Raw genomic sequence first — 22,708 nt, 5'->3', positions numbered from 1 at the left:
CACCCGACGCCCTCATCGCCCTGGCCATGCTCAGCCTCGGCGGCCACAAACCCGCACTCCCCGGCCGGGTTTAACCCACGGATGAAGCAGGAGAGCCAAGATTTTGGGTGAAATCGCCTTCCAGAGTGGGTTTAGGGCAGATTTCGGCAGAATCTCCGTCGAATTCGTTCGGGACGGATGGCTGGCCGACCTCGTGTCGCCGGAGGTCGCCGACAGAGTGGAAGCCGACCAACGTGGAGCAGCTCTGGACCCACGGCGGCATCCTCACTCGGTGTCGGAACTAGCCGTGGCCCCCCACTGGCTCTCGGTGTGCCAGTTTCTCAGGTGATGCCGGCCCGCCGGCGCGACTCCGTGTGCTCGCGCATGCGCGCGTTCGACTCCCCGGTGAACTGCTTCCAGGCGTCGAGCTTGCCGGGCAGGATCGGCACGAACAGACTGATGCTGTTCAAAACTCATTCTCCCTTCAGATTGTTTTTCCAGCGCATGTTTCAGTCCCGAGTCCCGAGTCCCGACGGGCTCAATCACCGACCAGCAGAATCTTGCCCACGTGAACGGATGCCTCCAGCCGCCGGTGTGCCTCGGCGGCCTTCTCGAACGGGAAAATGCTGTCGATCACCGGGCGGAAGCGGCCGGATTCAAGCCAGGGCCAGACATCCGTCCTGAGGGCCCGCATGATTGCCGCCTTCTCCTCGAACGGGCGGGAGCGGAGGGTGGTACCCCAGTACCGGCCGCGCTTCTGCATCAGATGGAACGGATCGAAGTCGGCGTTCTCGCCGCTCTGGTTGGCGATCACCATGATGCGGCCGTCGACCGCCAGTGCCGCCACGTTGCGGGCCGCGTAGGAGCCACCGATGATGTCGAGGATCACGTCGGCGCCGCGCCCCTCTGTGGCGGCCTGGATTTCGGTGGGGAAATCCTGCTCGCGATAGTTGATCAGGATCTCCGCGCCCAGGCTGCGGCACACCGCCAGCTTCTCGGCTGAGCCGGCCGTCGCGGCCACCCGCGCGCCGGCGAGCACGCCCAGCTGGATCGCGGTGGTGCCGATGCCGCTGGCGCCGCCGTGCACGAGCAGCGTCTCCCCGGCGGCCAGCCCCGCACTCAGGAACACGTTCGACCACACGGTGGCCAGCGCCTCCGGCAGGCCCGCCGCCTCGACGAGGTCCACGGATTCGGGCACGGACAGGGCCAGGTCTTCGTGCACCACGGCCTCGGTGGCGTAGCCGCCGCCGGCCAGCAGGGCACACACCCGGTCGCCGACCGCGAACCGTTTTGCCTCGGCGCCGACTTCACTGACGACTCCGGACACCTCCAGCCCGGGCCACTGCGGCGCCCCGGCCGGCGACGGGTAGCTGCCCAGCCGCTGCGCGACATCCGCCCGGTTCACGCCGGCCGCGGCGACCCGAATCCGGATGTCGCAGGCCCCGACGGGCAGGTCGCTCACCGTTGTGAGGGTGAGGGCATCGGGGCCGCCGGGGGTGTCTACGATGATCGCGCGCATCGGGTCAGCCTACGCGCGTGCACTTTGCGACGGATCCACGACTGCGCGGTGGTTCGGTCTGTGGAACCCGGCCACGGAATCTACGATGGTAGACAGGGGCGTGGCTGTTGCATGCCTTGGGTCGTACGCACGTGATCCGCAATGACGCGGAGATTTTCTGATGGAGGCTTATTTCAATGACGTCTGAGTCCACCCGCACCGGGAAATCACCGGCAGGCAGCACACTCGACGCTTTCCTGGGCGACTACTACGAGCACCTGGCCGGGGAAGACCGGCAGAACTCCGATGGGGGAACCCTCCGCGAGCGGGCCGTCCACCATTGGCAGGTCGCCCAGAGCCGCACCCCCAGCACCCCGAACATCGAGATCCGGAACGAAGCCGGCCGCAGCATCGTCTACATCGTCACCGACGACATGCCTTTCCTGGTTGACTCGGTGACCGCCGAGCTGGTGCGCCAGCACTCGGCCATCCACCTCGAAGTGCACCCGCTACTCGTCGTGACCCGCGACCGGAACACCAACGAGCTCCTCGGCGTCACCCGCGTGCACGGAGGCGACGGCGCCCGGCCCGGTGACGTCGACGAGACCGTCACCCAGGTCGAGTCGTGGATCGCGATCGAGATCGAAACCGCCAACGACGAGGCGCGGGCTGCTCTGGTCGCCGGGCTGGCCACGGTCCTCGGCGACGTTCGCGCCGCCAACGAGGACTGGCAGGCCATGCGAACGAAGGCCGTGGAGATCGCCGACGCGCTCGGCGACGTCGCCCACGCCGAGGGCATCCAGGAGATCAAGCAGGCGCAGGACTTGCTGCGCTGGCTCGACCGCGACAACTTCACCTTCCTCGGCTACCGGGAGTACGACCTGGAGACCGTCGACGGAGAGGACGTGCTGAGCATCCGTGACCGCAGCGGCCTGGGGCTGCTGCGCTCCACCGAAGACGGGCACCAGATTCAGCACCTGACGGATGCCGGCCGGCTCAAGGCGCGCGAGCGCAGCGCCCTGGTGATCACCAAGGCGAACTCGCGTTCCAGCGTGCATCGCCCGGCGTACTTCGATTACATCGGGATCAAGAGTTTCGATGCGGACGGCAACGTGCGGGGGGAGCAGCGCTTCATCGGCCTGTTCGCCGCCACGGCGTATACGAGCTCGGTGCGGGACGTGCCGATCCTGCGCGAAAAGGTCGACGCCGTGATGGACCAGGCCGGGTTCCCGCCAGGGTCGCACAGCGGCAAGGAGCTGCTCGGCATCCTGGAAACCTACCCCCGCGACGAGCTGTTCCAGATCGACGTGCCCACCCTGTTCACCACCACGCTGGCCATCCAGCGTCTGCAGGAGCGGCGGCGCACCCGGCTTTTCCTCCGCCCGGATGTCTACGGCCGGTTCATGACCGCGCTGGTCTACTTCCCCCGCGACCGGTACACCACGGCCGTGCGGCTGCGGATCGAGAAGGAGCTGCGGGACACCTTCCACGCCGAGTCCGTCGACTTCGAGGCCCGGATGACCGAGTCCGCGCTGGCCCGGCTGTTCTTCCGCATCCGGTTGCAGAAGAACGACACGGTCGGCGTCGTCGACGCCGTCGCGCTGGAGCACCGGCTGGTGATGGCGGTGCGGTCCTGGCCCGAGGGGATCGGCGAGAAACTGCGCGAGAGCCACCCGCTGGACGAGGCGGAGCGCCTCTCCGAACTCTGGTCGGAGGCGTTCCCCGCCAGCTACCGGGTGGATTACGAGCTCGAGGAGGCCGTGCAGGACATCGGGCGATTCGAGGCCGGCGCCGCGGCCGCCGCCGCGGCGGAGGCCGCCGGGACCGGGCCGATCCGGCCGGCGCTGAACGTGTATCTTCCGACCGGCACGGGCGCCGGTGACACGGTCATCGACGCCGACGACGGAAGCACCGCAGGACGCGGCGTCACGGCGGAGGATGCCCGGATCAAGCTCTACATGATGGAGCCCAAGAGCCTGAGCCAGATCCTGCCGTTCCTGCAGAACCTCGGCATCGAGGTGCTCGACGAGGTGCCCTTCGAGATCGAGACCGCCGACGGCCGCGCGTTCTACCTCTACGACCTGGGCTTGAGCTACCCCGAAGGTGTGGACCCGGTCGCGACCGGCGCACTCCTGGCCGACTCCTTCGGCGCCGCCGTCAGCGGGGCCATCGAATCGGACGGCCTCGACCGACTGGTGCTGCGGGAGGGCATGCCCTGGCACCGGGTCGTCATCCTGCGCAGCTACGCCAAGTACCTGCGCCAGGCCGGAAACACCAACTCCTACGGCTTCATCGCCGATACCCTGCTGGCAAATCCGGCCGTCACCCGAGGGCTGGTGGCGCTCTTCGAGGCCCGGTTCGATCCGGAATTGGCCGAGCCGGAACGCATCCGTCGCAGCCTGCAGGTCAAGGATGAGCTGACGGCGGCCATGGAAGCGGTCACCACGCTCGACGCCGACCGGGTGCTGCGCACCCTGATCAACCTGATCGAGTCGTCGCTGCGCACGAACTTCTTCCAGGACAAGCCCTACCTGAGCATCAAACTCGACCCGACCACGATCGATCTGTTGCCGTTCCCGCGGCCGAAGTACGAGATCTGGGTGTACTCCCCGCGGGTGGAGGGCGTACACCTCCGCTTCGGCAAGGTGGCCCGCGGCGGGCTGCGCTGGTCGGACCGGCGGGAGGACTTCCGCACGGAGGTGCTCGGCCTGGTCAAGGCGCAGACGGTCAAGAACGCGGTGATCGTGCCGACCGGCGCCAAGGGCGGGTTCTTCGCCAAGCAGCTGCCCGATCCGGCGCTGGACCGCGCGGCCTGGATGGCCGAGGGCATCGGGAGCTACAAGACCTTCATCCGGGGGCTGCTCGACCTCACCGACAACCTGGTGACCACGGCGGAGGGGGAGCGGCTCGTGCCGCCCGCCCGGGTGGTGCGCCACGACGACGACGATTCCTACCTGGTCGTCGCGGCCGACAAGGGCACGGCCACCTTCTCCGACATCGCCAACGGCGTCGCCGCCGAATACGGTTTCTGGATGGGCGACGCTTTCGCCTCCGGCGGCTCGATCGGCTACGACCACAAGGCAATGGGCATCACCGCCCGCGGCGCATGGGAGTCGGTCAAGCGCCACTTCAGCGAACTGGGCGTCGATACGCAGGCCGAGGACTTCACGGTCGTCGGCGTAGGCGACATGTCCGGCGACGTCTTCGGCAACGGCATGCTGCTCTCGGAGCACATCCGTCTGCTGGCGGCCTTCGACCACCGGCACATTTTCTTGGACCCGAATCCGGATGCCGCGCGCTCCTTCCAGGAACGAGCGCGCCTCTTCGCCCTGCCACGGTCGTCGTGGGCGGACTACGACACCAGCCTGATCAGTGCCGGCGGCGGGGTCTTCCCGCGCCAGGCCAAGGTGGTGCCGATCTCCGCCGAGGTGCGCACCGCACTCGGGCTGCCGGACGGGACGGTGCGGCTGAGCCCGCCGGAACTGCTCCGCGCCATCCTGGCCGCCCCGGCCGACCTGCTCTATAACGGCGGCATCGGCACCTATGTGAAGGCCAGCAGCGAGACGGCCGCGCAGGTCGGCGACAAAGCGAACGACGCCATCCGGGTCGACGGCCGGGATCTGCGGGTCAAGGTCGTCGGCGAGGGCGGCAACCTCGGGATGACCCAGCTCGGGCGCATCGAGGCGGCCCTCACCGGCGTGATCCTGAACACCGACGCGATCGACAATTCCGCCGGGGTGGACTGCTCCGACCACGAGGTCAACATCAAGATCTTCGTCGACCGGATGGTGGCCGCCGGCAAGCTGGCCGAGTCGGAGCGGTCGGAGTTCCTCGCTTCCATGTCCGACGAGGTGGCGCGGCTGGTGCTGGAAGACAACGTCGACCAGAACATCCTGCTGCTCAACGACCGGGCGAAGGTGACCACCTGGAGCCCCAGCTACGAACGGCTGATGGACTGGCAGGAGGCCTCGGGCGACCTCAAGCGCGAGTTGGAGGCGCTGCCCACCACGGCGACGCTGCGGGAGCGCCTTGAAACGGGCCAGGGCCTGACCTCACCCGAGCTGTCCGTGCTGGCGGCCTACGCCAAGATCGATCTGGCGACCACGCTGCGGGACAGTGACCTGCCCGACGACCCCTGGTTCGGCCGAACCCTGCGCCGGTACTTTCCGGTGCAGCTGTCCGAGCGCTTCGATGCCGAGCTCGACACGCATCCGCTGCGCCGCGAGATCATCGCCACCGTCGTCGCGAACGACATGATCAACCTCGGCGGCGTGACCTTCGCGTTCCGGGCTATGGAGGAGACCTCGGCGAACCAGGCCACGGTAGCGAAAGCCTTCGTCGCGCTGCGGGAGATCTTCGAAATCGACGTGCTCGTGGCCGAGGTCAACGCCCTGCCGTCGTCGTTCCCGACCAAGCACTGGACGTCGATCCACCTGGACATCCGTCGCCTGCTCGACCGGGCCGTGCGCTGGCAGGTCAACCAGGGGGCGTCGCGACTGGTGGGCGAGGTGGTGGCCCAGTACAAACCGCAGATGGACCTGATGCGCGCCCACCTGGAGGATTACCTCAAGGGCGGCGACCTCAAACGCGTGCAGTCCCTGCTGGAGACCGCCCAGGAGTGGGGCGTTCCGGAGAACCTCGGTCGCCGGTGGGCCGAACTCTTCGAGGCCTTCGCCCTGCTGGATGTGGCGCAGATCTCCGCGCAGGTCGATGAGCCTCTGGCCGACGTCGCCGGCGTCTACTACACGGTCTACGACCGGTTCGGGGTGGACAACCTGCTGGAGCGCATCACCGTGCTGCCGCGCAAGGACCGCTGGCAGGCCCTGGCCCGCGCCGCCCTCCGCGACGACCTGTACTCGACGGTCGCCGATATGACGCGGGCGGTGCTGAAGGAAACACATGCCGGTCACGCCGACGCCCGACTGCTCGCCTGGGAGGCGCTCAACGCGGAACAGTTGGGACGGGCTCGCAGCGTGTTCGAGGAGGTCAACGCCCTCGGTCAGGACGACATGGCGTCCCTGTCCGTGGTAGTGCGGCTGCTGCGCTCGATCGTGCGCCGCTGACCTGCCGGCTGCGGACATCCGTCGCTGAGCGCTGCTGCCCACTATTACTGCCTGCTGCCACCGGCCGTTTGGGGCTAACTCAGGAGAATGGCGAGCCTGATGAGTGTGGGCCGGCATCGGCCGCGGAATCACGAGGCGGGTGCCGGCCGGGCACGGGGATCTCCTGAATTAGCCACGGTGGATGGCCCGAACCGACGGGTGCCTGAGCCCGGTCAGGGTCGCCCGCGGGCAGCCGGTGTCCCGAACCAGCCTCCGCCGCAGTGTGGCTGACTCAGGAGATCTGACAACGCAATGCCTCTTGGCCGCACACGTGCCGCGGAATCACGCGGTTGGCGTCCCCGGCGTGCGGGGATCTCCTGAGTTAGCCACAGTCCGTGCTGCCAAAAACGGATTCTGACCACATCGGCGGCGCCGCTCGACGGATTTCCGGGGCAGTCTTCCGGGGTCACGCTCTAGTGGCCGCGGGCGATCCATTCATCCAGGTGCCCGGCCTCGGCGCCGATTGTCGTCGACTCGCCATGGCCGGTGAGCACGACGGTGCTCGCCGGGAGCATCAGCAGCTTGCCTTTGATCGAGGCGAGGATCGTGGGGAAGTCGCTGAACAACCGGCCGGTCGCGCCGGGTCCGCCATGGAACAAGGTGTCGCCGCTAAAGACCGTGCCGAGCGCGGGCGCATAGAAGCAGACGGCGCCGGGAGAATGCCCCGGCGTGTGCAGCACCTCGAGTTCAATACCGGCCACCCGGATGCGCTGGCCGTTCTCGAGCGGACGGCTCGGCGGGGCATCCGGGTAGACCCGGTCCCACAGCATCATGTCGTCGGGGTGGAGGTAGGTCGGCGCGGTGTGCGCGGCCTGCACCCCGGCGACGGCACCGATGTGGTCGTCGTGCGCGTGCGTGCAGAGGATGCCCACCAGCTTGCGGTCGCCAACCGCGGCGAGGATGGCGTCGACGTCGTGGGCCGCGTCGACCACAACGCACTCGTCGTCGTCGCCGACGATCCAGACGTTGTTGTCCACGTCCCAGGTGCCGCCGTCGAGGCTGAAGCTGCCCGAGGTGACGAGGTGTTCGATCCGCGCCGTCATCAGAGCACGACCACGGAGCGCAGCACGTCGCCGCGGGCCATCTTCGCGAATGCCTCCTCGATATGCCCGATTCCGATTCGTTCACTGACGAACTCGTCCAGCGGCAGGCGGCCCTGCAGGTAGAGGTCGGTCAGCATCGGGAAGTCGCGTTCCGGCAGGCAGTCGCCGTACCAGGACGACTTCAGAGAACCGCCCCGGCCGAACACGTCGAGCAGCGGGATCTCCAGCATCATCTCGGGGGTCGGCACGCCCACCAGCACGACGGTGCCAGCCAGGTCGCGGGCGTAGAACGCCTGCCGCCAGGTCTCGGGACGCCCGACGGCGTCGATCACGACATCCGCGCCGAACCCGCCGGTCAGTGCCTGCACGGCCGCGACCACGCCGTCCTCGTCGAGGCCGGCTGAGTCGATGGTGTGGGTGGCGCCCAGCGTCTGGGCGGTCGCGAGCTTCTTCGCGTCGCGGTCGATCGCGATGATGACGGATGCCCCGGCGAGCCGGGCCCCGACGACCGCCGCGTTACCCACGCCGCCACATCCGATCACGGCGACCGAGTCGCCCCTGGTCACGTTGCCCGTGTTCATGGCGGCCCCGATGCCGGCCATGATGCCGCAGCCGAGCAGTCCGACGACCGCGGGGTCGGCGGCAGGGTCGACCTTGGTGCACTGTTTCTCGTGCACAAGAGTCTTTTCGGCGAAGGCGCCGATGCCGAGGGCGGGGCTGAGCTCGGTGCCGTCCGTGAGGGTCATTTTCTGGGTGGCGTTGAAAGTGTTGAAACAGTACCAGGGCTCGGCGCGCTTGCAGGCGCGGCAGTCGCCGCAGACGGCGCGCCAGTTCAGCACGACGAAGTCGCCCACGGCGACGTGGGTGACGCCCTCGCCGACGACGCTGACCCGGCCGGCGGCCTCGTGGCCGAGCAGGAATGGGAACTCGTCGTTGATGCCGCCCTCACGGTAGTGCACGTCGGTGTGGCAGACGCCGCAGGTCTCGATGTCGACGACGACCTCACCGGGTGCAGGGTCGGGGATGACGATGTCGACAAGCTCCACCGGCGCGCCCTTCGATCGAGCGATGACGCCTTTGACGGTGATCGACATGGGACTCCTCTGGGTTGGTGCCCGGACAGGCGGTGGTGGAACCCAACCACACTACCCAACCTCCCTGCCCTGCCCTATCCAACCAATTCGACGGAGATTTTGCCAGAGAGAACCCGTTTCGGCCCGAAACAGGCTCGTAGAGGCAAAATCTCCGTCGAATTCGTTAGGGGTTCAGGGTGCGGATGCCGCGCGCGGAGCCGCGCGACCGGCCGAGAACGCGACCGGCCGGAAGCACGCGACCGGTTACGCGAACTCCTGGCAGTGATCGCACCACCAGCCGCCGCCGACCGACGCCATCGGGTCGTAGCAGGAAGCGCAGGCCGGCGTGGGAAGCAAGTTGTCGTCGTTCATTCGGAGCTCAGTTTCGATTCTGAAAACGAGTTCCCCAGCCCAGAGAAAGGCATTCGCGAGTTTTGAGTGTAGGCAGACCTCGACTCGGATGTCTAGGAAAATTGACTATTCTGCGTACTTTCTAGCGCGGCAACGAATGCGCTCAGCGCGGCAGCACGCGCTCCGACACCTCCCACAGAAAAATCCCCGCAATGGACGGCCCGATGCCGGTGAACGCCACCTCTGATCGGTGGGCGCTCGGGCTGTCGTCGTCCGCGGCTCTGCTGCAGGCCACGGCCGCCTCCCTGCCGCCGGAGCTGCTCAAGGTCAGCGGCGTGCTCGACTTCTGTGCCACGATCTTCACCTGGCAGTCGCTCGTGCTGCGCGCGGTGATGATGGCGCTCACCGTGAGCGTCACGCACCTGTCGGCGCCCCGCGGCGGCGCCATCCGCCTCGCGTCGACATCCGCCTCGCGGCGGAATTCGAGGTGAGCCTCGACGACCAGCCCGAAACTCCTGCTCTATCGTTTACATCCCACGGCAATCTTCGATTTCGACGTGCGGCCCTCCGCCGCCGGGCCGCAGCGGATCGGGCGCCCTGCTTTCGTTCTGGTCGGGGTGTGTATCTGGTCAGCGCGAGGGTTCCAGCCGCACCAGCACCGCCTTGGAGACGGGGGTGTTGCTGCCCTCCGCGGTGGAATCCAGGGGCACCAGCACGTTGGCCTCGGGGAAGTAGGCGGCGGCGCAGCCGCGGGCGCTCGGGTAGGCGACGAGCCGGAACCGCCGCAGCACCCGGTCGACGTTGTCGCTGAACTCGCTGTGCACATCGACGAGCATGCCGCTGATCAAACCCAGCTCCGCGACATCCTCCGGGTTGACGAAGATGACCTGGCGGCCGTTCTTGATGCCCCGGTAGCGGTCGTTGGGGCTGTAGATCGTGGTGTTGAACTGGTCGTGCGAGCGCAGCGTCTGCAGGAGCAGGCGCCCCGGCGGCCGTTCGAGGGGCTCGAGTTCGTTGACCGTGAGCAGGGCCTTGCCGCTGGGGGTCGGGAAGGTGCGCAGGTCGCGCGGCGCATGGGGCAGGGAGAAACCTTCCTGCTGGTGGATGCGTTGGTTGAAGTCGGCGAAGCCCGGAATGACGTGCGAGATGTGGTCACGGATGATGTCGTAGTCGCTCTCGAAACCGGCCCAGTCGATCGAGGCGGTGCCGTCGAGGGCGGCCCGGGCGAGGCGCGACACGATGGCCACCTCGGAGAGCAGCTGATCCGACACCGGTGGGAGTAGGCCGGTGGACGAGTGCACCGCGGAGACCGTGTCCTCAACCGACACGAACTGCGGGCCGGTGGCCTGCAGGTCGATCTCGGTGCGGCCCAGGGTCGGCAGGATGAGCGCCTGGTCGCCGACCACAGCGTGGGACCGGTTCAGTTTGGTGGAGATCTGCACGCTCAGCACCGTCTTCTGGATTGCGGCCTCGGCGACGACGGTGTCGGAGATCGCGCCGACCAGGTTGCCGCCCAGGGCGATCCAGACCGTGACCAGGCCGTCGCGCATGGCGCGAATGGAGTCGACGCTGTCCAGGCCGTCCACGCGGGGCGGGTCGAACCCGAATTCTCGTTCCAGGGCGTCCAGGAACGCCGGTGGCATCTTCTCCCAGATGCCCATGGTGCGGTCGCCCTGCACATTGCTGTGCCCGCGGATCGGGGACGCCCCCGCGCCGGGCTTGCCGATGTTGCCGCGCAGTAGGAGCAGATTGATGATCTCTCGGATTGTCGGAACGGCCTTCTTGTGCTGGGTGATGCCCATCGCCCAGGTGATGATGACCCGGTCCGCCCGCAGATACCGGTCGGCCAGCTCGTCGATCTCGGCCGCGCGCAACCCCGTGGCCGCCAGGACCGCACCGTCATCCTGGTGGGCGAGGTGCTCGCGCAACTCCTCCAGCCCGACACAATTCTCGCGCAGGAACGCATGGTCGAGCACGGTTCCGGGCCGGGCGGCCTCGGCGTCGAGCACCCGTCGGGAGAGGGCCTGCATGAGGGCCATGTCGCCGCCGAGCCGGATCTGCAGGTACTGGTCGGCCATCACGGTTCCGGCCCCGACGACGCCCCGCACCTTCTGCGGGTTCTTGTAGCGCATCAGCCCGGCCTCCAAGAGCGGGTTGACGGCGACGATGGCGGCGCCCGCCTCCTTCGCCTCTTCCAGCGCCGTGAGCATCCGCGGATGGTTGCTGCCCGGGTTCTGCCCCATGATGATGATCAGGTCCGCACGGGCGAAGTCGGCGTAGGTGACGGTGCTCTTGCCGATCCCAACGGTCTCCGCCATCGCGTGGCTGGTCGACTCGTGGCACATGTTCGAGCAGTCCGGCAGGTTGTTCGTGCCGAGGGCGCGCACGAACAGCTGGTAGAGGAAGGCCGCCTCGTTGGAGGTGCGACCGCTCGTATAGAACGTCGCCTGGTCGGGCGATTCCAGTCCGCGGAGGGTGTCCCCGATCAGCTTGAACGCGTCGTCCCAGGTGATCGGCCGGTAGTGCTCGGACCCGGCCGGCTTGTGCACCGGCTGCACGAGGCGGCCTTGCATGCCGAGCCAGTACTCCGACTTCGTGAGCAGCTCTCTGATCGGGTTCTCGGCCCAGAATTCGGCCGGGATCGTGATCGGCGTTGCCTCCCAGGTCACCGCCTTGGCGCCGTTCTCGCAGAACTCGAACGTCTTGCGCCGATCGGGATCCGGCCAGGCGCAGCTCATGCAGTCGAAACCGTCCCGCTGGTTCATCGCAGTCAGTGCCTTCAGGCTGCGCGGCACACCCATCTGCCGGAAGGCCGGCCCCAGTGCATGGGTGACGCCTGGCACCCCCGCCGCCCATTCCCTGGGCTTGCCGACCTCGATCTTGTCCTCGTCGATATCGTCAACGCTGCTCATACGTCGGTAGTAGCACCCTTCGCCGGGGCCGACAAGGCATGTGCGACTCACCCTCAGGCCGAAATGCGCCGAACGGATCCCGCCATCGGTCACCACGAGGTCAGAAATGACCGTACCGTTGATATGTGGTCTTCAAGCATCGGACTTGAAGAGTGTGGGGGCCACGCACACGAAAGGTTTTTCTAGTTTGAGCGACGAATGCATCCATGGACTCGAGGGCGGCCTCTGCGCCAGCTGCTTCCCGAAGGCCGCTCCCGAAATCGTGCCCGGCGTGGCCACCCGCGCCAGCCGGAGCAAGTCGACGGGCCGCGCACCGTCGCTTCGCAGTTCGCCGTCACCGCGCACCGTCACCCTGGGCGGACCCAATCCCACCCTGAGCGCGAAGACCGCTACCGCGAAGCCGGCCACCGCCAAGGCCGCCAGCACCGTGAAGCCGGTCAGGAGCACGAAATCCTCCCACGACAACGTCGGTGAGCAGCGGATCTACCACGTCACCCACATCCGCAACCTCGCCGGCATCCTGAACAGCGGGCGCCTGCTTGCCGACGCGAGCGACGCCTGGACCGCCCGGCCGGTCGTCGACCTGTCGTCGGCACCGCAGCGCGCGGCCCGGCGTACCGCGCTCGTCGCCGGAGACGACAGCGCGAGCGTCGCCTGCTACGTGCCGTTCTTCCTCTCGCCCAATGCACGCCTGTGGGACAGCCTCCTCACCGAATCCAACGACCCGCGCCTGTCGCCGGAGGCGCACCGCTCTCCGACGTACGACTTCGTCATTCTGGTCAGCACGGTCAAGAAGCTCCTCGACGCCCAGGCCGGCGCCGAGAAAACCGTCGCAGCGAGCGTCGCGGTGGCCAACGGGGATGCCGCGGGGGCCCTGACCAGGTTCGGCTCTGCTCCCGAGACTGCCGACCGCATGCTGCGTTCGCTGCGCGCCGATCAGGAATCGCAGAAGATCCGGGAGGCGGAACTGCTCGTCACCGAGTCGTTCCCGTTCGAGTTGGTCACGCTCGTCGGCGTCGCCAACGACAAGGTGCGCGACGCGGTGCGCAGCATTTTCGCCGCCGAGGCGCACAAGCCCAAGGTCGTCGTGTACCCGCCGTGGTTCCACGCCGTGGAGGAAACCGCAGCGCCCTAGCCGGTCAGACGTCCGGAGCGCCCTCTCGCCACGTGCCCGGCCTGCCCTGTCCGGCGTCGAACCAATTCGACGGAGATTCTCGTGAAAAGCAGCTTTTTCAGAGTTTTCGGGGCCGGTTCCGGCAAAATCTCCGTCGAATTCGTTCGCGACGGAGGTGCTCCCGGGCCTCGGACTCGTCAGACACGGCGGGTGGCGTGTGCCTGCCTGGCTCTGCCCTAGTCTCGGGGAATGGGTAGACGACAGGGCCGCTCGCGCGTGCCGATCGGTGTTCTCGTTCTCGGAGTACTCGGCTTCGCCTGGGTCCAGCAGTCGGGATTTCTGGTGACCGAGTTCGAGAGCATGCTGAGCTCGGCCAGCCACGGCTCCGGCCAGAGTTCCGGCAAGAGCTCCGGCGAGAGCACCGGCCCGGTGGCGACCGCCGCGGACGGCACCGTCGAGACAGCGGTCGGCGGCATCCCCGCACGACCGAGCGGAGCCGTCCCGATGACCGTGGAGCATGTGCATGATGGCGACACGCTCTTTCTGCGAACGGACCAGCCGAACGCCCTGGTGGCGACGACGGATGCCGTCAAGGTACGACTGCTCGGAATCGATACGCCGGAGGTGGGGGACAGCGCCGAATGCTTCGGCGATCAGGCCGCGGAGCAGTTGCGGGCGCTCCTCCCCGATGGCAGCCGCACCTGGGTCACCGCCGACCAGGACCCGACTGACCGATACGGCCGTAGCCTGTTCTATCTCTGGACCGGGGACGGGCGATTCGTCAACTACGAGCTCGTCGCCGGCGGCGCCGCCGAGTCGCTGATGATCCCGCCGAACGACGCGCACTACCCGCTGCTGCGTACGGCCGAGGACGCCGCAACGACGGCAGGCGCGGGCCAGTGGGGCGCCTGCTGATGCGGCGAAGCCGTCCCACCGATATCCCCGCGCGTCGTCCGCCGCCAGGCGTCCGCCGCCAGGCGTCCGCCGCCAGTCGACCCCCGCACGTCGTCCTCAGCGCTTCGCCCGGCGCGGCAGGACCAGCCAGACCGCCACGATGACCAGCAGCACCGCGGCCCCGGCCACCTGACCGGCCGTTCGGCCCAGCACCACGTCGAAGACCAGCAGGGTGGTGCCGGCGAGGATCACGGCGACACCGACCAGTGTGGCCCGCACGAGCACGTCGGCGACCCGCACGATCTGCTTCATCGCATGCTTCCCGAAGAGCAGCCGGTGAAGGCTGACCGGCCCGAGCGCCAGAACGGTGGTGGTGGTGGCCGTGGCGACAAGAATCAGATACACGGTCAGTTGGTACAGGTCGAGTTCGGTGAACCGCGGTTGGAAGGCGAGGGCGAGCAGAAAACCACCCACGATCTGGGTGCCCGTCTGGGTGACTCTGAGCTCCTGCAACAGCGAGAGCCAATTGCGGTCGAGGCGCTGGACATCCGTTTCGTTGCGGCGGGGCGCGGATACCGGCTCCGTCGCGGTGGGTTCCGGTGTTCCTGACAGGCTCATGCCCCGATCGTAATGCGCTTTGCGGAAACGAGATCGCACGCGTCGAGCACGGAACGGGAGAGGTCAGGCGCGCACCCTCAGGATCCACTTGCGCAGTTCCTCGACCCACAGCACGACGGATGCCATGCCCACGCAGACGGCCCAGTGCAGAGGGTCCATCGAGGTGGTGCCGAACGCGGTCTGCAGGAGCGGGAGTTCGACCACGGCCACCTGCAACAGGATCGCGAGCAGGATCGCCCCCCACAGCCACGGGTTCACGAACAGCCGGTGGAACGCGGTGGTCAGCTCGGAGCGCGCGTTGAGTGTGTTGAACAGCTGGGCGAAGACCAGGGTGGTGAACCCCGCGGTGCGCGCCACGGTGAGGCCGTCCGTGCCGGGTTCCAGCGCCGGCAGCAGCCCGCCGGGCAGGAACAGGTCGATCGTGGCGAGGGTGACCACCGCCATCACCAGGCCGGTCGACATGATGCCCACCCACATGCGCAGGTCGATCATACGGTCGTTGATCCCGCGCGGGGGGCGGGCCATCACGTCGTCGATCTCCGGGTCGACGCCCATCGCCAGGGCAGGGCCGGAGTCGGTGATCAGGTTGATCCAGAGGATCTGGGTGATCAGCAGGGGCAGCACCACGGTCTCGCTGCTGGAGCCGGTCAGGCCCAGCGCCCCGGCGAGGAGCACGCCGAGGAACACGGTGAGCACCTCGCCCATGTTCGAGGACAGCAGGTACCGCAGGAACTTCTTGATGTTGTCGAGGATGACCCGGCCGGCCCGCACCGCGGCGACGATGGTGGCGAAGTTGTCGTCGACCAGGATCATCTTCGCGGCCTCCTTGGTCACCTCGGTGCCCGTGATGCCCATGGCCACGCCGATGTCGGCGGACTTCAGGGCCGGGGCGTCGTTGACGCCGTCGCCGGTCATCGCCACGATGTCGCCGTTGGCCTGCAGGGCGTCGACGATCCGCAGCTTGTGCCGCGGGGAGACGCGGGCGAACACGGATGTGTCGCGCACCGCCTCCCGCAGCCCCGGCTCGTCGAGGTGGTCGAGGTCTGCTCCCGCCAGCGCCGTCGCCCCCGGTTCGACGATCCCCAGGTCACTCGCGATCCGCGCGGCCGTGGCGGGGTGATCGCCCGTGATCATGATCACACGCACGCCCGCCCGGTGGGCTTCCTGGACGGCTGACGTCACCTCGGCGCGGGGCGGGTCGATGATGCCGACCACCCCGGCGTAGATCAGGCCCTGCTCGTCGGCCTCGTCGAGCGGCGCCGTGTTCTCGTCGGCGACTCGGTAGGCGACACCCAGGGTGCGGAAGGCCTGGGCCGAGAGCGCCTGGATGTCGGCAAGCATCCGTGGCCGCTGCTCGGCGGTCAGAGGTACGACCGTCTCGCCGACTTGCACGTAGGCGCAGCGCTCGAGGAGCACGTCGGGCGCGCCCTTGCTGAAGATGCGCAGGCTGTCGTCGCCGGTCTCCTGGTGCAGGGTGGACATCATCTTGCGTTCCGAGGTGAAGGGCATCTCACCCCGACGTTCGAACCGGGCCATGTGCCCGGTGGTGCCCTCGAGTTTGGCCGCGGCCACCAGGAACGCGGCCTCCGTGGGGTCACCCTGGATCTCCCACTCGCCGTCCTGCTCGGTCAGCTGGGCGTTGCCGGCGAGGGAACCGACGCCCAGCACCAGCTGGGCCTCAAAGCGGAGTGCCGGGTCTGTGAGCGGTTCGGCGCCCTGGCGCAGTTCGCCCTCGGGGCGGTAGCCCACCCCGGTCACATCTACCCGGCCGGAGGCGGTCAGCAACTGCTGGATCGTCATCTCGTTGCGGGTCAGTGTGCCGGTCTTATCGCAGCAGATCACGGATGCGGAGCCCAGGGTCTCCACGGATTTCAGGTTCTTGACAACGGCGTTCTGCCGCGCCATCCGTTGTACCCCGATGGAGAGGATCACCGACAGGATTGCCGGCAGCCCCTCGGGAACGGCTGCGACCGCGAGGGATACCCCGAGCAGGAACACGGTCACGAAGTCGGCGGGCGTGGACACGCCCTGCACGAGCACGATGGTGAGCATCACGACCGTGGCGATCGCGATCACGACGACGCTGAGCAGCTTGCCGATGTGGCCGATCTCGGTTTGCAGCGGGGTGGGGTGCGCCTCGGTGCGGTCAAGCATCGTGGCGATGGCGCCGACCTCGGTGTTCATGCCGGTTCCGGTGACGATGCAGCGGCCGACGCCCTGGCTGACGGCGGTGCCCTTGAAGACCATGTTCAGCCGATCGCCGAGGGCGGCCGCGGCGGGAAGGGTGCGCGGGTTCTTGGTGACGGCCTCGCTTTCGCCGGTGAGGGAGGCCTCCGCGATCCGCAGCGAACTCGCCTCGGTGAGGCGGGCATCCGCCCCCACGCTGTCGCCCTCACCCAGAACCAGCAGGTCGCCGCGCACCAGCTCGGTGCTGGGCACGGTGGTGAGCAGGCCGTCGCGCATGACGGTCGAGGATGCCGCTGTCATGGTGGACAGGGCGGCCACGGCGTTGTCGGCGCGCGCCTCCTGCACCAGGCCGAGCACGGCGTTGAGCACTACGATCACGGCGATCACGATGGCGTCCACGGGCAGGCCGGGTGCCCCCTCGATCAGCCAGGCGCCGAGCGACACCGCGGTGGCGACCAGCAGCAGGTAGATCAGAGGGTCGTTGAACTGGGCCAGGATCCGGCGCCAGAACGGAACCGGGCGCACGCTGCGCAGCTCGTTCGGGCCCTCGGCCGTGAGGCGACGCGCGGCTTCGGCGCCGGTGAGGCCCCGGGCGGCGTCGGTCTCGAGCCGGCGGGCGATCTCGGCGGCATCGGTAACGGCGGGATCGACTGCGAGACGGTCGATCGGGTCCGATATTTCCGATTGAGCTGATTTCTCCGATTGAGCAGACGCGTCCATCGGGTGGGTTCCTCGTTTCCGGGAGTGCCGGGTCGGTCTGGCCCGCTGCTCCACCCAGTGTAGAACCGGGCCGCGGCCGGCGCTGCGTCGGTGCTGCGTCGGTGCCTTTCGACATCCCGTCCGTCCCGGCGTACCTTCCCCAATGGGGGTTCGCGACGGCGGATGCCGCTGGGTCGACTGCGACAGATCCCGCCTGGAGCGAAGCCCACCACATCAACGACTGGCTGAACGACAACGGCTACACCGACCTCGCCGACGGAGTGCTGCTCTGCCACCCACACCACCTGCTCCTGCTCCTGCACAACCAGCAATGGAGCATCATCCGAACCGAAACGGACTACTGGCTTCGACCACCAGTCGAAGTCAATCCGGACCAGACCCTGATCGCACTCCCCGGCGAGCGGGCGAACCCGTAATCAGGAGAAGAGGGACCACCAGCATCCGTCGCAGTGGTGAACGTCGCCGCGTCATGATGATCCCCAATCCGCGTCCCGGTGGTCTCCCCACGGGAACAGGGCGCGCTTTGCAGGGGGGGTCTAAACCTCGGCCGGCTCCGCGACAAGGTCACCGGGCGGCACGGCGGGTGCGACCTCACACGCGTGCGCCGACGCGGTATCTGCGACTCGTCGGTCGGCGAGCCAGGTGTCCAGCTCGGCGGCGGAAAGCGGCTGCGACAGGTGGAAGCCCTGCGCGAAGTCGCAGCCGAAGCCGACCAGCTGGTCGTAGGCGGCGCCACTGTCCACACCCTCGGCCACCATGCGCAGCCCCAGACTGTGGGCCAGCGCAATCGTCGAGGACACCAGGGTCGCGGCTCGGGCATCGCCGGCCATCGGGAAGGCGAAGGATCGGTCGAGCTTGAGCTCGTCGATGGGCAGATCGCGCAGGTAGGCGAGCGAACTGTAGCCGGTGCCGAAGTCGTCGACGGAGATGCGGATGTCTTGCTCGCGTAGCCGGGTGAGGATGCCTCGGGCCCGGCCCCGGTCATTGAGCAGGAATTCCTCGGTGATCTCCAGGGCCAGGATCGACGAGGGCAGACCGCGGGCGGCGATCATGGCACCGATCCGGTCCGGCAGTTCCGTGTCGACCAGTGAGCTGGCCGACAGGTTCACGGCGATGGTCAGCGGATGCCCCTGCGCCTGCCAGAGCACGGCCTGGTCCAGCGCCTGCCGCAGCACGACCTGCGTCAGGGTGTGCATCAGCCCGGCCTCCTCGATGATCGGCACGAACTGATCGGGCAGCAGCAGGCCGCGCTCGGGGTGGTTCCAGCGCACAAGGGCCTCGACGTCCCGCACCGCCCCGCTGCCGAGGTCGACCTTGGGCTGATAGTGCAGCACCAGCTGCTCATCGGTGAGAGCGAGGCGCAGTTCGGCCAGGGTGCGCAGCCGGGTCTCGCCGTGGCTGTCGTCGTCGCTGTCGTATACGTGGTGGCCACCGCGGCTCGTTTTCGCCTTGTACATGGCCATGTCGGACTTGCGGAGCAGCGCCGTCAGGTCTTTGCCCTGGTCGGGATAGAGGGAGATTCCGACACTGGCGCTGGTCTGCAACGTGATGCCCTCCAGAATGAACGGCTCGGCCAGCGCGGCGCGCAGTTTGACGGCCACCGTCAGGGCATCCTCCCGCGCGGAGTCCGTGAGCAGGATCGCGAACTCGTCGCCGCCGAGGCGGGCCAGGAGGTCTCCGGCACGCAGCTGCCGGTTCAAACGGATGCCGACCTGGATCAGCAGCCGGTCACCCACGTCATGGCCGAGGCTGTCGTTGACCTCCTTGAACCGGTCAAGGTCCAGCAGCAGCAGGGCACACGTCCGGCCCTCGACCGCTGCCAGGCGGGTGGGCACGTCCGCATTGAATGCGCGGCGGTTGCGCAGACCGGTGAGGTCGTCCGTTCGCGCCAGCAGGTTCAGAACCCGTTGCCGGCCGACCAGCGGCACCACCGCCAGCGCCATGGTTGCCCCGGCCAAGGCCACGGCGAGGTTTGACACCGTGACCTGGCTGGCGAGGATCAGAACCCCGAGTCCGGCGATCGTCGACACCATCGGCACGGCCAGAGCGGACACGGTTGTGGCCGTGGCCCTGCGATCCCGCACCGGGCGCGGGAGGGAGGTGCCGTCCACCCAGAGCGCAATCAGTACGACCCCGATGTTCCAGGTCGCGTCGAGCAGGGTGCCCACCGTGTACAGGTCACCCTGCAGCGCGAAGACGGTGTCGGCGCCGGCGAAGACCACCAGGCCGGCGACGAGGAGCATCCAGCGCTTCCCGGCATCCGGGCCGTGCGACGCCACGATCCCGGCGATCGCCGCCACCACCAGCAGGTCGAGCACCGGATAGGCGGCCGCGATGACGGCACCGAGGCTGAGCGGGTCCGCGGCGGCGGAATCGAAGACGGGGCTGAGGATGACGGCCAGCACTGCGGCGGCACCCAGGGAACCCACGGCGGTGTCCAGGAAGACGGACCAGGCCGATCCGCGCAGTTGCCGGTTCACGAGCACCGCCAGCGCCCAGAGCAGGAGCAGGTAGAACAGCAGATAGCCGATGTCGGCCGGCGAGGGAAACGGTGACGCACCGTCGGCATCCGCGCTGACGAGGTAGTAGGTGTCCGCCAGGGCGTTCATGGTCAGAGCGGCGGTGGCGAGGCCCACCTCGATCTGCCCGCGCCCGACCCGGTAGACGGCGGCGCAGCCCACGAGCACGGGTGCCCACACCGAGAGCATGGCGAGCCAGCCGTCGACCAGAGGGCTGAAGTCATCGCCCTTCAGGGCCAGGCCGAGGGTGTAGGCGATGACCAGTACCAGCATGAGCGTCAGCGCGCCGAAGCGGAACCACTCACGGGTGCCGCCGGTCATGGCAGGGCCGCCGCGCTCTGCCTCGCGGTCAGCCACTCGTCGAGTGCCGCGGCGGAGAGGGGGCGTGACATGAAGTATCCCTGGGCGAAGTCGCATCCGTAGCGCACCAGCTCGTCGTAGGCGACGCTGTTCTCCACGCCCTCGGCGACCATTTTCAGGCCGAGGCCGTGCGCGAGGTCGATCGTGGAGGCCACCAGTGCGGCGGCCCGGGCGTCGTCGGCCATCGGGAAGATGAAGGACTGGTCCAGCTTGAGCTCGTCGATGGGCAGGTCACGAAGATAGGCGAGCGAACTGTAACCGGTGCCGAAGTCGTCGACGGAGATCCGGATACCACTGGCGCGCAACCGGGTCAGGATGTCCCGGGCTCGGTCGCGGTCGGCCATCAGGAAGTCCTCGGTGATCTCGAGCATCAGCGCGGTGGGCAGAAGACCGCGGGCCGACAGCATGGTGCCCACCCGTTCGGGCAGATCGGCGTCGATCAGTGAGCTGGCGGACAGGTTCACCGCAACCGTCAGGGTACGGGCCTGGGCCGCCCAGAGCACGGACTGGTCCAACGCCTTCCGCAGAACCTCCTGGGTCAGCGCGTGCATGAGACCGGCCTCTTCGACCAGAGTCAGGAACTGGTCGGGAAACAGCAGACCGCGCTCGGGGTGGTTCCAGCGCACGAGGGCCTCGACGCCTGAGACGAACCCGGTCTTCAGGCAGATCTTCGGCTGGTAGTGCAGAACCAGCTGGTCCTCGGTCAGGGCGAGGCGCAACTCCTGCAGGGTGCGCAGACGGGCGTCACCGTGGCGGTTGTCCGCGCTGCGGTAGACGTGGTGGCCGCTGTGGGTCGCCTTCGCCTTGTACATCGCCATGTCGGCCTTGCGCAGCAGTGCGGTCAGGTCATCGCCCTGGTCGGGGTAGAGCGCGATTCCGATGCTCGCGCTGGTCTGCAGGGAGATGCCTTCCAGGGTGAACGGCTGGGCCAGGGTGGCCCGGAGTTTGTTGGCCACCGCCTCGGCCTCCACCTGGTCGGTGCGCTCGAGTAGGACGGCGAACTCGTCGCCGCCCAACCGCGCGAGCAGGTCACCGGACTGCAGTCCTTCCAGCAGACGAAGGCCGACCTGCACGAGCAACCGGTCGCCGGCGTCATGCCCGAGGCTGTCGTTGACCTCTTTGAAGCGGTCCAGGTCCAGCAGTAGCAGCGCCCGGTTCCGGCTCCTGTCGTCGGCCAGTCTCGACGAGACCTCGGCGTACAGCGCACGCCGGTTCGGCAGACCGGTCAGCTCGTCGGTCTTGGACTGGCGACGCAGGGCCACCTGCCGGGAGACCAGGGGAACGGCTGCGAGGGCCAGGGTCGCCGCCGCCAGCCCGATCGCGATGTGGGGAACCGGCGTCTGGCTGGCGAGGAGCAGCACACCCAGGCCGGCCGCGGTCGACACCGCCGGCAGCGCCAGGGCCGCCACGCCGTTGGAGGAGTTGTTCCGAACCAGATCGGGTCGCGACGAGGCATCCGCCCACACCGCGATCAGGGCCAGACCCACGGCCCAGCCGGCGTCCAGAGGAGTGCCGAGAACGTACCTGGTTTCGAGTAACGCGAAGACGAGACCGGTGGACGTGAACATCAGTAGGCCGAAGACGAGGAGGATCCAGCGGCGGCCGGCAACCGGGCCCTGCGAGGTGGTGAGTGCGACGACGACGGCAACCAGCAGCAGGTCGAACAGTGGGTAGGCGACGGCGGCGGCGATGGCCTTGTTCGCCCCGGCCGCGTCGACTGAGTTCGCCATCGGGCCGAGCAGCACGGCCAGCACCGAGGCCGCGCCGAGTGCACCGATGGCGCTGTCCAGCACCACCGACCAGACCATGCCGCGCAGCTGGCGGCGCACCATGATGACCAGCACGAATAGCATGAGGGCGAAGAACAGGAGGTAGCCGACCTCGCTCACGCGGGGGAACATCTCGGCACCCCAGATCAGCATCCACAGGGAGTAGGAATCGACGATCGCGATGATGGTGACCGCCGCGGCCGTGAGCAGGAGTTCGGGATGCCGGAATCGCTCCAGACCGCTGGCCGCGATCCGCACTCGGCTCCGCGAGCGCTTGCGCATCACGGCGGCCCAGCACACGACGACCATGGACAACTTCAGGAGGGACGCCAGCCAGCCGTCGACGAAGAGGTGGAATCCGTCGTCGGGCATCAGCAGGCCGATGACGTAGCTGCCCAGGAACACGGCCATCAGCCAGGCGGACCAGGAGGCGCTCCTGGCAAAGAAACCTCGAACTAGGCGGCCGTAGGGCGCCCCTGAATTCAACTGCACGGAACCCCCACGTTATCTAATCTCAGATTAGCAGCGGCGGAAGACGGAGAACCAACCGACCCGCTCGATTGAGGGTG

The 22,708-nt window shown here is 68.1% G+C and carries 14 protein-coding genes; 5 read left to right on the top strand and 9 right to left on the bottom strand.

Annotated elements, in window-relative coordinates; translation table 11 throughout:
* Nucleotides 1-320: 320 nt before the first annotated feature.
* A complete protein-coding gene (locus E3O28_RS17220; protein ID WP_277874696.1) occupies nucleotides 321-449 on the bottom strand; it encodes a hypothetical protein in 129 nt (42 codons plus the stop codon).
* A gap of 68 nt (nucleotides 450-517) precedes the next feature.
* Nucleotides 518-1,498: an NAD(P)H-quinone oxidoreductase gene (locus E3O28_RS07870; RefSeq protein ID WP_134415550.1), complete on the bottom strand. Its 981-nt coding sequence runs from the start codon at nucleotides 1,496-1,498 to the stop codon at nucleotides 518-520.
* A gap of 176 nt (nucleotides 1,499-1,674) precedes the next feature.
* On the opposite strand from E3O28_RS07870, the gene E3O28_RS07865 reads away from it, so the two are divergent.
* A complete protein-coding gene (locus E3O28_RS07865) occupies nucleotides 1,675-6,540 on the top strand; it encodes an NAD-glutamate dehydrogenase (RefSeq protein ID WP_134415549.1) in 4,866 nt (1,621 codons plus the stop codon).
* 452 nt (nucleotides 6,541-6,992) lie between these two features.
* Here the strand turns inward: E3O28_RS07865 and E3O28_RS07860 are convergent, their stop codons facing one another.
* Complete coding sequence (locus tag E3O28_RS07860) at nucleotides 6,993-7,622, bottom strand: MBL fold metallo-hydrolase (protein ID WP_134415548.1); 630 nt, start codon at nucleotides 7,620-7,622, stop codon at nucleotides 6,993-6,995.
* On the bottom strand, nucleotides 7,622-8,716 hold the full coding sequence (locus E3O28_RS07855) for an S-(hydroxymethyl)mycothiol dehydrogenase (RefSeq protein ID WP_134401071.1): 1,095 nt from the start codon (nucleotides 8,714-8,716) through the stop codon (nucleotides 7,622-7,624). The genes E3O28_RS07860 and E3O28_RS07855 overlap by 1 nt, the downstream gene beginning before the upstream one ends.
* Before the next feature lie 542 nt (nucleotides 8,717-9,258).
* Here E3O28_RS07855 and E3O28_RS07850 point away from each other — a divergent pair.
* A complete protein-coding gene (locus tag E3O28_RS07850; protein ID WP_174721889.1) occupies nucleotides 9,259-9,537 on the top strand; it encodes a hypothetical protein in 279 nt (92 codons plus the stop codon).
* A gap of 138 nt (nucleotides 9,538-9,675) precedes the next feature.
* On the opposite strand, the gene E3O28_RS07845 is transcribed toward E3O28_RS07850, so the two are convergent.
* The gene (locus E3O28_RS07845; RefSeq protein ID WP_134415547.1) at nucleotides 9,676-11,958 is read right to left on the bottom strand and encodes an FdhF/YdeP family oxidoreductase; all 2,283 of its coding nucleotides are present in this window, start codon (nucleotides 11,956-11,958) and stop codon (nucleotides 9,676-9,678) included.
* A 187-nt stretch (nucleotides 11,959-12,145) separates the two neighbouring features.
* On the opposite strand from E3O28_RS07845, the gene E3O28_RS07840 reads away from it, so the two are divergent.
* Both E3O28_RS07840 and E3O28_RS07835 read left to right on the top strand, forming a co-directional pair.
* A complete protein-coding gene (locus E3O28_RS07840) occupies nucleotides 12,146-13,093 on the top strand; it encodes a DarT ssDNA thymidine ADP-ribosyltransferase family protein (protein WP_166784765.1) in 948 nt (315 codons plus the stop codon).
* Nucleotides 13,094-13,321: 228 nt separating this feature from the next.
* Nucleotides 13,322-13,987, top strand: a complete 666-nt coding sequence (locus E3O28_RS07835; protein ID WP_134415545.1) for a thermonuclease family protein — start codon at nucleotides 13,322-13,324, stop codon at nucleotides 13,985-13,987.
* A gap of 96 nt (nucleotides 13,988-14,083) precedes the next feature.
* Here the strand turns inward: E3O28_RS07835 and E3O28_RS07830 are convergent, their stop codons facing one another.
* Nucleotides 14,084-14,584, bottom strand: a complete 501-nt coding sequence (locus E3O28_RS07830; RefSeq protein ID WP_134415544.1) for a DUF6328 family protein — start codon at nucleotides 14,582-14,584, stop codon at nucleotides 14,084-14,086.
* A 63-nt stretch (nucleotides 14,585-14,647) separates the two neighbouring features.
* Nucleotides 14,648-17,491, bottom strand: a complete 2,844-nt coding sequence (locus E3O28_RS07825) for a cation-translocating P-type ATPase (protein ID WP_134415543.1) — start codon at nucleotides 17,489-17,491, stop codon at nucleotides 14,648-14,650.
* A 101-nt stretch (nucleotides 17,492-17,592) separates the two neighbouring features.
* Between E3O28_RS07825 and E3O28_RS07820 the strand changes: the two genes are divergently transcribed.
* The gene (locus E3O28_RS07820; protein WP_134415542.1) at nucleotides 17,593-17,907 is read left to right on the top strand and encodes a hypothetical protein; all 315 of its coding nucleotides are present in this window, start codon (nucleotides 17,593-17,595) and stop codon (nucleotides 17,905-17,907) included.
* Between the two features lie 120 nt (nucleotides 17,908-18,027).
* On the opposite strand, the gene E3O28_RS07815 is transcribed toward E3O28_RS07820, so the two are convergent.
* Both E3O28_RS07815 and E3O28_RS07810 read right to left on the bottom strand, forming a co-directional pair.
* Nucleotides 18,028-20,367 carry an EAL domain-containing protein gene (locus E3O28_RS07815; protein ID WP_166784764.1) on the bottom strand — a complete coding sequence of 780 codons (2,340 nt, stop codon included), beginning with the start codon at nucleotides 20,365-20,367 and terminating at the stop codon, nucleotides 18,028-18,030.
* Nucleotides 20,328-22,631: an EAL domain-containing protein gene (locus tag E3O28_RS07810; RefSeq protein WP_134415540.1), complete on the bottom strand. Its 2,304-nt coding sequence runs from the start codon at nucleotides 22,629-22,631 to the stop codon at nucleotides 20,328-20,330. The genes E3O28_RS07815 and E3O28_RS07810 overlap by 40 nt, the downstream gene beginning before the upstream one ends.
* Nucleotides 22,632-22,708: the final 77 nt, after the last annotated feature.

The sequence above is a fragment of the Cryobacterium sp. TMT2-14 genome (genome assembly GCF_004402465.1).
In the GTDB taxonomy this organism is placed as follows: Bacteria; Actinomycetota; Actinomycetes; order Actinomycetales; family Microbacteriaceae; genus Cryobacterium; species Cryobacterium sandaracinum.
The sequence above is the reverse complement of the archived record's forward strand: the minus strand, read 5'-3'. Positions and strand labels throughout refer to the sequence as shown.